The sequence below is a fragment of the Effusibacillus sp. SKA8 genome (assembly GCF_058273125.1).
The window spans coordinates 44,360-57,301 of record NZ_JBZCSF010000017.1; the positions used below are offsets into that span (position 1 = coordinate 44,360).

Here is a 12,942-nt window from a genome sequence, read left to right on the forward strand (position 1 = left end):
GGCGTGCGCGTTCTGGAGTTTCGGCTTTGCGGCAAGATTGCGCATTTCCGTCGTTACTATTCCAACTCTTCGGCCCTCTCGTATTCGATCCCTCCGCGTACGACGATTATCGGTATCGTGGCGGGGCTGTTGGGGTATGAACGGGATGCGTACTACGAAGACTTCTCCCTGGACCAATGCCGGATCGCGGTTTCCAACTGCGTTCCGATTAAGAAAATCATCCAGAAGCTGAATTTGTTGATGGTGGATGGATGGGAAGATTGCAACGGGTCCCAGGAAAACCACAGCCAGACGGCGACGGAGTTGGTCTTGCCCCAGAACATCCGCAGTGGAAACCTGGACTACCGGGTGTACGTCTCCCACCATAACCCGGACATCATGTTGCGGCTGGAGGAGCTCATGGCCGTATCTGAAGCAGGAGGGTACGGCAGTCTGGGCATCTCCGTGGGGCTGGGCACCGCCTACAGCCTAGGGTGGCTGCAATACGGGGGCATCTGGGAAGGAGAAGAGCGGAGCGGCGATGAGCCGGTGGCCTTGTCGTCCGTGTTGCCCGCACACGTGGTGAAGGAAATCGATCTGGCGTCGGTGGCGGAATGCTCGTACCGATTGGTGAAAGAGGACCTGCCGCTGGAATTCGATAGGGAGCGGCGGTTGACGCCCCGCGGTAAATGCAACGTGATCATCAACCTGAACGACTCTCCCGTTTATGCGACCGTCAACACCTATACGACCTTGAGCAACGGACAGAACATCGTCTGGATGCAATGACGCTGAAGGCCGGAGACGCTCAGTTGCGCTCCGGTCTTGCCTATCCGGGGAGGGATTTTGGATGAAGTATTATGCCCACTACGACCGGGGAAGCGATATGCGGCACCTGTTGGCCGAACACCTGCACGCCGTTGCCCGCAACGGTCAGGAAGCCGTCCCCCCGACCGTTGCGTTTCCCGGTTTATACAATCGGGATGTGCGGGTTTTGGGACAGATCATGACGCTTCTGCATGACCTGGGGAAATACACCGACTATTTTCAATCGTATCTGATGGAAGGGACTTCGTCGGAGCTAAAGAGCCATGCCCATATCTCCGCCTGTTTTGCGCGAGCGCTTGCGCGAGATCGATTGGGCCACGTTTCCGATCCCGACAAGCAGGTGTGGGCGTTCCTCGCCTACCTCTGCGTGCGCTTCCACCATGGGAATCCGACCTTGGAAACGTTGTTTTCGGATGACATATGGCGGGTGCTCGAACAGCAATACGCCAACCTCACGGGCAAGTGGATGGATGTTTTGGCTGACCTCGGCGTGCAGGAGGATGACCATTTTCTCCGGTTGCCGGAACGTGTCGACTTTCGTCAGTGGCGCTCTGACACTCGTGATTTCTTGCATATGCCTCAACACATGACAGGCAGGTTGCGGAAAGATTACTGGTTCTTTGCCTTGCAGTACTTCTTTTCCCTGCTCATCGACTCAGACAAGCTGGATTCTGGGGGCGTGTCCCCATCCGCTGTAAGAATGGTTCCCGCTGCGCGAGTTCCTGACTATATCCGCGCAAAGCACGGATCGGAGCCGCCTTCGCCGATGACGGGGCGGAGGGAGCGGGCAAGGCGGCAGATGCTGTCCGTGTTGGAGGGGCTGGGGGACGAACAGATATGCAAGGAACGGTTTTTCACCATCACGGCCCCCACCGGGATCGGCAAAACGCTTGTTTCGCTGGAATGCGCGCTCTATCTGCAGCAGCGGATTGCTCGGCTGGAAGGGTACGTCCCCCGGATTGTGACCGCGATTCCGTATATCAACATCATTGAGCAGAGCCGTCGGGATTATGAGGCGGTTTTTGGCGAGGACGCCCATGTGCTGGTGCATCACCGTCTGACCGATCTCAACTCTCCCACCGACGCGACTGACGAAGAGTTGCCGCTCGACAAGCGATTGCTGCTGACGGAAGCGTGGGAGGCGGATGTCGTGCTGACAACGTTCGTCCAGTTGTTTCATTCGATCTTTACCAACCGGAACCGTCCGCTGAAAAAGTTTCACAAGCTGGCCGCAAGCATCGTGATTCTGGACGAAGTACAGGCCCTCCCCGAGAAATACATGCCGCTGGTGGGAGCCGTCATGCGGAAAATGGCCGAGTACTATGGAACACGTTTCATGTTGATGACCGCCACCCAGCCCAAACTGCTGGAGCTGGGAGATCGGTTGCTCAATCAGCCGTTCCGCAAGCCGGTGGAACTGTTGCCTGATCACCGGGAGTACTTTGCAAGCCTGACCCGCACCCGGCTCATCCCCCTACTGAACCGCGAGCGAAGCGCTGACGAGTTTCTCACCCTGTTTCTCGATACCTGGCAGCCGCACCAATCGGCGTTGATCGTGGTGAATACCATCCGCAGAAGCAAGGAGATTTACGAATTGCTCACAGGGGCCCAGTCGGAAGGAGTGCTGCCGGAGCATGCGGAGATCTTCTACTTGTCCACCAATATCGTGCCCTGGCAGCGGCGCAAAGTGATCGAGGCAGTCCGGGAGCGGCTGGCCGATCCGAATGGCCCTTCTGTGATCCTGGTGTCAACCCAGACGATAGAAGCGGGGGTTGATCTGGACTTTGACATCGGGTACCGCGATCTTGCTCCGTTGGAATCGATCATCCAGACGGCGGGCCGGGTAAACCGTCGCGGGGAGAAAGGGGAGTTTTGTCCGGTGCATGTGATCCGGTTGGGGGCGGATGCCCAGTACGTGTACGGTTCGCATCTTCTCAACTGGACAAAGAAATTGTTGGAAAGCCATCAAGAAGTACCCGAGCCGTCCTTTCCTGATTTGATGCTCCCTTATTATCACGACTTGGCAGAACATCTGCCGATGGACGTTTCGCGGGAGCTGTGGGAAGAGGCGATTTACCGTCTCGACTTGAACAAGCTGAATGAATTTCAGTTGATTGAGACCAGCGAGGTTGCCGACGTGTTTGTCGAATTGACAGAGGAGGCGTCCCGGTTGGCCGATGAGTTCCAGCGCGTGATGACGGCGACCGATATGCCTTTTTACCAAAAGAAAGCGGCCCTTCGCCGCGTGACGGCAGCCATGAGCGAGTACATGGTCCAGGTGCGGATCAACCGGTTGTTGGGCAACCGGCCGGTGGAGTTTGCGGCTCGCGGGGGTGTGGAGGGGCATTTCCTTTGGGTGCCGCCCGGCCAAGTGGATGAATTTTACGACATGCGAACCGGTTTCAAGGACGAGCGCGGCGAGGCGTATCTGTATTAGATGAGTGGGAGGGAAGTGCCGGTGTCTGACTGGCAGGAAGATCCGTTGGACGAGGTAAGGGGAGTTAACGGAACGATGGTCTGGTACTACTACATCTGTCCCCGCGAGGTATGGCTCATTTCCAGGCAGTTGGAGCCCGATCCCCAGCATGAATATCTGGAGTGGGGGCGCTTTCTGCATGAACACGCGTATGCGCGGGAGAAGAAGGAGATCGCCTGGGACTCGATCAAACTGGATGTTCTTCACCGGCCGAACGCCAAGCGCCAGGAACTGGTTGTGGCAGAAGTGAAGAAGTCGTCGGCGCATTTGAAAAGCGCCAAAATGCAGGTCGGGTTCTACTTGTACCGGCTTAAGCTGGAAGGGATTGACGCCGTCGGTGAGCTGCGGTTTCCAGAGGAGCGCCGGCGGGAAGCGGTTTTCCTGGACGAGGAGATGGAAGCGGAAATCCGCCAAACGGTGAGGCGGATCAAGCAGATTCTCGCCATGGACCGGCCGCCGAAAGCGGAACGGATCAAATTTTGCGGCAAGTGCGCTTACGGCGAGTTCTGCTGGGCATAAGGAGGGCGGCATTCACAGTGAAGAAGACGATTTACCTGTTTCAGTCGGGTGAGTTGCGGCGAAAGGACAACACCTTGCTGTTCGACACGGAGGAAGAGCGGAAGTACATTCCTGTCGAGGACACGAAGGAACTGATGGTGTTCGGCGAGGTTACGCTCAACAAGGCCCTGCTCGATTTCTGCTCGCAGAAAGAAATCGTCCTCCACTTCTTCAACTACTATGGATACTATTCCGGATCGTACTACCCGCGCGAGCACCTGAACTCCGGCTACATGATCCTGCGGCAGACAGAGCACTACGCGGACGAATCCAAGCGGCTCCGGTTGGCCCGCTCGTTTGTGCAGGGGAGCGTGCCAGAACATGCTAAGGGTATTGAAGTACTACCGCAGCCGCGGCAAGGATGTGCAGGGGCCGATCGAGGCGATCGAGAACCTGCTGCCGGAGGTCGACCGAGCCGGGTCGATTGAAGAGCTGATGGCTTATGAAGGGAACATGCGGGATCACTATTATTCCGGCTTTGATCCGATTCTGCAGCATCCCGATTTTCGCTTCCAGCGCCGATCCAAGCGCCCGCCGCAAAACGAACTGAACGCCCTGATCAGCTTCGGAAACTCGCTCCTTTATACCCAAGTACTGAGCGAAATCTATCAGACGCATCTGGATCCGCGGATCGGGTATTTGCACGCGACAAATTTCCGGCGGTTTTCGCTCAATTTGGACGTGGCCGAAGTGTTCAAGCCGGTGTTGGTCGACCGCTTGATCTTCTCGCTGATCTCTCGCAAACAGTTGACCAAAAAGGATTTTGACCAGGAGAGCGGCGGCATCCACCTGACCGAGCGAGGCAAAAAACTATGGATTACGGAGTGGGAGGGCAAATTGAAAACCACCATCAAGCACCGCGGGCTGGGACGAGAGGTCAGCTACCGGCGCTTGCTGCGCTTGGAATTGTACAAGCTTCAAAAGCATTTCATGGGAGAGGCGGAGTATGCCCCGTTCATCGCCAACTGGTAATGGTACCAAGGGGACTGGTGAGAGTGCGGGTGCAGATCGTCAACGCCAGGTCTTGGCGAGAAGAGTCACAGCAGGAAGCCCTTTGGCTGCCCGTGAATGCTCTGCAGTCTATAGTCGATTGTTGTGGTGCTCGGAAGATATCGTAGGTGTCGCCACTGCCGCGTGTCAGCACCGCTATAGTCTATTGCTGTGGCGTTCGGAAGGAGGGGGCGCATGTTTGTCATCGTCGTGTACGATGTGGGGGAGAGACGTGTCGCTCGAGCACTGAAAACGTGCCGCAAGTATCTCAATTGGGTGCAAAATTCCGTGTTTGAAGGGGAGATCAGCGAGGTTAATCTGAAAAAGCTGAAAGCGGAGCTGAAGCGAATCATTCACGACGACGAGGATTCCGTTATTGTGTACACCTGGAGAACCCAGCGGTACACCGGGCGGGAGATCATCGGCCTGGAAAAAGGCGGTCAATCGTTGATCCTATGACGGGCAGAATCTGTCGTCGACCTCCAGTAGCGTAAAAACCCCCGGGGGTCGACGACAATCTGTTTTTTCGAAGAACCCTTGATGCAGCTGGACTCATCGTATTATGATGGAGGTGGGTGATTTCGCAGAGATTGTACGTGCGATGTTTTGAAACGCCTGTTTTATGGGCTTTTAATGGGATTGAATCGTACCTATGAGGGATTGAAACCCGGAAACATAGGTGTTTCCTAAGATAACAGCCTCGTCTGATTGAATCGTACCTATGAGGGATTGAAACAGATCAATCAACAAAATCCCTGGGCCAGTCTCCATGATTGAATCGTACCTATGAGGGATTGAAACCAAAGTCGATTTCCAGGCTTGAATACTGTTCCAAAAAATGGATTGAATCGTACCTATGAGGGATTGAAACAATCCTTATGTGGTGCAGCGCACCATGGAGCTTTCGGATTGAATCGTACCTATGAGGGATTGAAACCTTTGAAGCCAAAAACTGTGCCTTTGTGTATACCGGCGATTGAATCGTACCTATGAGGGATTGAAACTCGACTTGATTTTGAGCGGGTCATCAGCGCCTCGGGATTGAATCGTACCTATGAGGGATTGAAACCAGGTGTTCATGCAGTTGTATCCGGATCGTTTCCAGATTGAATCGTACCTATGAGGGATTGAAACTTGGTTGTATGACGACGGCTGTTTCCCGAACCGGAACATGATTGAATCGTACCTATGAGGGATTGAAACACACACGCAGATCATACACCGTTCTGAGCAGTTTGGTGATTGAATCGTACCTATGAGGGATTGAAACAGAACATCGGGGGTGATTTCTGTATACCCGTCCACGATTGAATCGTACCTATGAGGGATTGAAACATCTGAAGTTCGGAAAAGGCGTCTCGGTCTCGGCCGGATTGAATCGTACCTATGAGGGATTGAAACTGATTCACCCAGCGATCGTAAGGAACGTGGTCTTTCTTCGATTGAATCGTACCTATGAGGGATTGAAACTTGGAACCAATCGACGACGCCGTTAATCGTGTCTTGGATTGAATCGTACCTATGAGGGATTGAAACTCCCAGTGACGCCGCCAACGTTCTTCGTCTTCTCTTTGATTGAATCGTACCTATGAGGGATTGAAACAGTTTATCCAGATGCTCCATGCGGTTGATGACTTCTAGATTGAATCGTACCTATGAGGGATTGAAACTCACGGACGGCCGTTTTTGTGTAGCTCACAAACGCGATTGAATCGTACCTATGAGGGATTGAAACAGGAGTCGCCCGCCGTAAAAGCTGACCCGATTGCGCATGATTGAATCGTACCTATGAGGGATTGAAACTCCATTTCGGCCCTGATCTCGTCAAAGCTGAAATCGTGATTGAATCGTACCTATGAGGGATTGAAACCCATCCTCGCTCTCGACGATGCGCTTCCAATTGAGCGATTGAATCGTACCTATGAGGGATTGAAACGGTATGGAGGTCACGGATGGCGATCAACCAATTAGAGATTGAATCGTACCTATGAGGGATTGAAACTTGATGAATCGACGATGGAAATCGGTGGAAAATTAGGATTGAATCGTACCTATGAGGGATTGAAACTCCACCAATATACAAACCTCTCCGCGATAACCACTAGATTGAATCGTACCTATGAGGGATTGAAACTCTCCTTGTAAAACTTGGAAATACCTTGTATTAGATGATTGAATCGTACCTATGAGGGATTGAAACGAAATAAAGCGATTATCGGTGTGATGTTGTCGCGGAAGATTGAATCGTACCTATGAGGGATTGAAACCAGAACAACTTGGAATGGCGAAAAAGACATTACAAGATTGAATCGTACCTATGAGGGATTGAAACACACGAAACCAAACCTGATTTCCTGTTTTTCGTAACACGATTGAATCGTACCTATGAGGGATTGAAACACGTCATGCGGCCGCCCCTTTCGGGAAGTACTGCGGATTGAATCGTACCTATGAGGGATTGAAACCTTCGCTATCGTGCGCGACGGACAACTTGAAGTTGTGGGATTGAATCGTACCTATGAGGGATTGAAACTAATCCAAGACAGCAAAGACACCATTAACCTCATCCTTGATTGAATCGTACCTATGAGGGATTGAAACGCTGTTCATCAGCTTACGGATTTCACGTCCGAACTTGATTGAATCGTACCTATGAGGGATTGAAACAAGTTCAACTCTGCAATGAACGGCGTTGACATCTATGGATTGAATCGTACCTATGAGGGATTGAAACGCGCATCCGGCCAGCGCAGCATATGGTCTCAATCTTGATTGAATCGTACCTATGAGGGATTGAAACTTTGCCGTTTTCGCCGGTCGTCCGGTCGTCGGGCTGGATTGAATCGTACCTATGAGGGATTGAAACCCCGGATGAACTCGCAGTCCTCCGCCCCAAAGTAGTGATTGAATCGTACCTATGAGGGATTGAAACCAATCTCGTCGACGGCAAGCGCTCCTTCCACCACGCCCAGATTGAATCGTACCTATGAGGGATTGAAACCAACCAACCTGTAATAACCGCAGGAAAATCAACGAAGATTGAATCGTACCTATGAGGGATTGAAACCGCTCCGGTTGTTCTGAGGTGGTCATCGCCAAAAAAGATTGAATCGTACCTATGAGGGATTGAAACCTCTGATAGACACCGGGCGAATGGTAGTCTTTCGTAGATTGAATCGTACCTATGAGGGATTGAAACATGGATCCGGAACCACATCTCTTTTTGACGACAGGATTGAATCGTACCTATGAGGGATTGAAACCTCATATCCCCGCTTGACTCGGCCCGCGCATACTCGCGATTGAATCGTACCTATGAGGGATTGAAACATGTACGGCGCGACATCCTGACGGGTCACCCCGTTGATGGATTGAATCGTACCTATGAGGGATTGAAACTTCTGAGGTGGTCATCGCCAAAAAAATTTCCGCCGTGATTGAATCGTACCTATGAGGGATTGAAACCCGGGACAGGTGATCGAACGAGGGGCCGTTGCCGACGATTGAATCGTACCTATGAGGGATTGAAACAGAAATCGGAAAAACGTATCAGTTTGAAGTTGAGGTGATTGAATCGTACCTATGAGGGATTGAAACGCCGGATTAGACCGACCAATTGGTGATGGAAAAACGGATTGAATCGTACCTATGAGGGATTGAAACTTCAACGTGGTCTGGAGCGTGGGCGTGAGTCTCACGAGATTGAATCGTACCTATGAGGGATTGAAACTATCGTTATCCGGCACAACCACCACCTTCACATCGCCGATTGAATCGTACCTATGAGGGATTGAAACTCGGCTTGGCGGACGGGTTGAAAGCGGCCCTGCGAGATTGAATCGTACCTATGAGGGATTGAAACGGCATTTCCCCGACTTGCTGGCCGTTAAGACTTTCATTGATTGAATCGTACCTATGAGGGATTGAAACTTATTTGGGGGTGGACATGTATAAAATCATACCTCGATTGAATCGTACCTATGAGGGATTGAAACTCGGTGTCGACGACCTTCTCTTTTTTGAGGACCTTCAGATTGAATCGTACCTATGAGGGATTGAAACATCATCCTCATTACGCGCCAGCGCGTTCGCCTTCTCGGATTGAATCGTACCTATGAGGGATTGAAACGCGCCTGCGCCGGGAATGGGACACGCTTCATCAGCGGATTGAATCGTACCTATGAGGGATTGAAACCACTCTGCCCACACGCCATTGTGGTACGACCGCACATGGATTGAATCGTACCTATGAGGGATTGAAACCCCACAACCATCCGAGCGGAGATCCCACACCCAGTCCGGATTGAATCGTACCTATGAGGGATTGAAACACGTTAATTCCGAAGTATATATTTCCAAACATGATTAGATTGAATCGTACCTATGAGGGATTGAAACACGCGTGTCCGCATTCATGGACAACGGTTGACTTGACGATTGAATCGTACCTATGAGGGATTGAAACACAACAAAACGGTTTTCGCCAATCAGAGACATAACATGATTGAATCGTACCTATGAGGGATTGAAACTACATTAACGCGGCGAAAGACACATTTCATTGTTTTGATTGAATCGTACCTATGAGGGATTGAAACTCGATTTCGCCAACGCACAGGAAGTACAGTACGAGGATTGAATCGTACCTATGAGGGATTGAAACAGTTTTAAAAAAAGCCCGCCCGAAAAGGTTTTTTCCAAGATTGAATCGTACCTATGAGGGATTGAAACTCGTGCGCCTGACCGACTGGCAGGGCAGTCACGACAGATTGAATCGTACCTATGAGGGATTGAAACCCAGAAACCTGTCCATTTCCGCCTGTGCATTTTTTAGGATTGAATCGTACCTATGAGGGATTGAAACGTAATCTCCAGAAGGTTGACTTCAGCAGATACCTCTGATTGAATCGTACCTATGAGGGATTGAAACAGATCACTCACAAGATATTCACCAGAGCGGATGTGGATGATTGAATCGTACCTATGAGGGATTGAAACACCGACGAACAGATCGACGCTCTTGGGCAGGCGTTAGATTGAATCGTACCTATGAGGGATTGAAACGCTTCTGCTTCGAACTCTGCGGGTGGTCTTTCTTCTGATTGAATCGTACCTATGAGGGATTGAAACTTGTACGCGTCCACAACTTCTGGAGGCGCAGAATCTTGGATTGAATCGTACCTATGAGGGATTGAAACATTGCAAGCCGGAGGTGGTGGCAGGAGCGCTGCACGGGATTGAATCGTACCTATGAGGGATTGAAACCGCGAGTTGCTGTGTTTCCTCCGGACGTAAAGTACGGATTGAATCGTACCTATGAGGGATTGAAACTAATGTGATGGTTTAAGGAGATCATCCGCCGTGACCGGATTGAATCGTACCTATGAGGGATTGAAACCCGGGCAAGGTTGCAGGCTCTGGGAGTCTTCTTCTGGGATTGAATCGTACCTATGAGGGATTGAAACAGAAAAAAATTTGACAAAACTTTTTCCACGAGACGAGATTGAATCGTACCTATGAGGGATTGAAACGGGTGCGGAAAGGTTGGTCTCTTATTCGGTCCCTGTGATTGAATCGTACCTATGAGGGATTGAAACATGTGAAACTTGAGGGGATGGATCAACTCTTGGCCCAGATTGAATCGTACCTATGAGGGATTGAAACTCGCCACTTGCTTTTGTTAAGGCGGGCAAGCAAATTTGATTGAATCGTACCTATGAGGGATTGAAACATGATTGACTGCAAAATCGACACTATACCGCCCCCCGATTGAATCGTACCTATGAGGGATTGAAACTGGTAAAACGGCAATTCGACGCGGCGCAGGGAATGCGATTGAATCGTACCTATGAGGGATTGAAACGGATTCTTCGAAAAAGTGATGGGAAAATTCGCAACCAGATTGAATCGTACCTATGAGGGATTGAAACATGGTGTTGGCAATGACGTTGGGGACGGACAGTGGGGATTGAATCGTACCTATGAGGGATTGAAACGTCGTTGGATCGACTGGAACGGTCTGGATTGCTGGATTGAATCGTACCTATGAGGGATTGAAACCCTGTTCAGAAACTCCAGCTTTTTCGCAAGTTTGTCCGAGATTGAATCGTACCTATGAGGGATTGAAACTCGATGACCGATGTGCCAGATAAACCGTACTTTTTGGATTGAATCGTACCTATGAGGGATTGAAACGAGAGATCAATATTAGCACCACCGCTTTGTTCTAGATTGAATCGTACCTATGAGGGATTGAAACAACTTCTGTTTTTTCATCGCCGCATCTCCCCTTGCAAGATTGAATCGTACCTATGAGGGATTGAAACTAGATACGGCAGGTGTTCCGCCAAATCTCGAAGACAGATTGAATCGTACCTATGAGGGATTGAAACAATACCCATGTGTCGCCATATATTCCAGGCACATCGATTGAATCGTACCTATGAGGGATTGAAACTTGAGGTTCTAAACCGTTACAGAAAGCTGGTGCTGGGATTGAATCGTACCTATGAGGGATTGAAACATGTAGTCGGCAATCGCTTGCTGTGCCGCCGCTTTCAGATTGAATCGTACCTATGAGGGATTGAAACACCGTTCTCAACCAATCCGCCGATATTCGCCCTGAAGATTGAATCGTACCTATGAGGGATTGAAACGCAGGAGAGCTTTCTCAACTCGGGGATGCAGTTCTGGATTGAATCGTACCTATGAGGGATTGAAACAAACTGGAGTCGACGGGAACGTGCCAGCCGGATCAAGATTGAATCGTACCTATGAGGGATTGAAACTGCACATCTGCAATTACACCGTGTTTTAAAATTGCTAAGATTGAATCGTACCTATGAGGGATTGAAACCAAAAAGAAAGCGCTGAGGGCCCGTCACCCGAGCCTTCGATTGAATCGTACCTATGAGGGATTGAAACCCCGACCCCTCCGCCTCAATCGTCCGTGTCAACCGAGATTGAATCGTACCTATGAGGGATTGAAACCAACAATTCTTTCCGCTCTTTTTTCGTCGCATGTTTATGATTGAATCGTACCTATGAGGGATTGAAACATCACATAGGCGTCCTTGACGCCCAACGCCACGACGGGATTGAATCGTACCTATGAGGGATTGAAACTGGCGACTGTAAATGGCTTTCTTCCCATGACGGCGAGATTGAATCGTACCTATGAGGGATTGAAACCTAGTACAGCGTAGTATTTGCTACGCTGTACAATGGGATTGAATCGTACCTATGAGGGATTGAAACAAATACGCCTGAAACAGATATTTTCCAAAAACCATTGATTGAATCGTACCTATGAGGGATTGAAACCCATTTCGCAAAGCAGAAGCCGCAATGATTACGCAAACTGGATTGAATCGTACCTATGAGGGATTGAAACCGAGTGTATATATCCTTACGAGACCGAGCGTTTCGGATTGAATCGTACCTATGAGGGATTGAAACGCATCTCCGCGACAGGCAGCCAAGTATCACTAAAGCGAGATTGAATCGTACCTATGAGGGATTGAAACCAGTGTTCAACGCCAGATCAGAAATTTACAATCCGGGATTGAATCGTACCTATGAGGGATTGAAACATCGGATCGGAACCGGCGTTTGTCCGGTCGGAACTCAAGATTGAATCGTACCTATGAGGGATTGAAACCTCCTTCAGTAGCAAGCCACTGCCCAAGTTCAAACCCCGGATTGAATCGTACCTATGAGGGATTGAAACCCAGCTCCCCAGTCCCCGCCTCATCCATGAAATCATTGATTGAATCGTACCTATGAGGGATTGAAACATTTTCATTAGAACTTCCTTTTTCTCTTGGTATTATGATTGAATCGTACCTATGAGGGATTGAAACCTTCGTGCCATCATCAGTGCTTCCGGGTTGCTCGGGATTGAATCGTACCTATGAGGGATTGAAACGAATGAAAATCGTGAACTTGACACCCCACGCACTGAACGATTGAATCGTACCTATGAGGGATTGAAACTTCATAGTCTTTCTGGTCTGGTTGACTACCTGAAATCGATTGAATCGTACCTATGAGGGATTGAAACTCTCGATTATCTCGCGGCGATCGAGGTCCACGACTTGATTGAATCGTAC

At 50.2% G+C, this 12,942-nt stretch carries 4 protein-coding genes, 1 pseudogene and 1 CRISPR repeat array; all 5 genes and pseudogenes read left to right on the forward strand.

Going from position 1 to position 12,942, the window contains the following annotated elements:
* Positions 1-3: 3 nt before the first annotated feature.
* The 5 genes and pseudogenes from cas5 to cas2 all read left to right on the forward strand — a co-directional run bounded on the left by cas5 (position 4) and on the right by cas2 (position 5,290).
* Positions 4-768 (forward strand): CRISPR-associated protein Cas5, encoded by a 765-nt coding sequence (gene cas5 / locus AC4ED1_RS13220; RefSeq protein ID WP_490939357.1) that lies wholly within the window; start codon positions 4-6, stop codon positions 766-768.
* A 61-nt stretch (positions 769-829) separates the two neighbouring features.
* Complete coding sequence (gene cas3, locus AC4ED1_RS13225; RefSeq protein ID WP_490939359.1) at positions 830-3,244, forward strand: CRISPR-associated helicase Cas3'; 2,415 nt, start codon at positions 830-832, stop codon at positions 3,242-3,244.
* 21 nt (positions 3,245-3,265) lie between these two features.
* Complete coding sequence (gene cas4, locus AC4ED1_RS13230) at positions 3,266-3,802, forward strand: CRISPR-associated protein Cas4 (RefSeq protein ID WP_490939361.1); 537 nt, start codon at positions 3,266-3,268, stop codon at positions 3,800-3,802.
* A gap of 17 nt (positions 3,803-3,819) precedes the next feature.
* A pseudogene (gene cas1b / locus AC4ED1_RS13235) lies at positions 3,820-4,813 on the forward strand (type I-B CRISPR-associated endonuclease Cas1b).
* Positions 4,814-5,026: 213 nt separating this feature from the next.
* Positions 5,027-5,290, forward strand: a complete 264-nt coding sequence (gene cas2 / locus AC4ED1_RS13240) for a CRISPR-associated endonuclease Cas2 (protein ID WP_490939363.1) — start codon at positions 5,027-5,029, stop codon at positions 5,288-5,290.
* Positions 5,291-5,468: 178 nt separating this feature from the next.
* A CRISPR array of direct repeats spans positions 5,469-12,893; the repeat unit is 30 nt; unit sequence GATTGAATCGTACCTATGAGGGATTGAAAC.
* The last annotated feature ends 49 nt before the right edge of the window (positions 12,894-12,942 follow it).

Coding starts and splice junctions, on each gene's coding strand:
- cas3 (WP_490939359.1), top strand. CDS start 830: ATGAAGTATTATGCCCACTACGACCGGGGAAGCGATATGCGGCACCTG.
- cas2 (WP_490939363.1), top strand. CDS start 5,027: ATGTTTGTCATCGTCGTGTACGATGTGGGGGAGAGACGTGTCGCTCGA.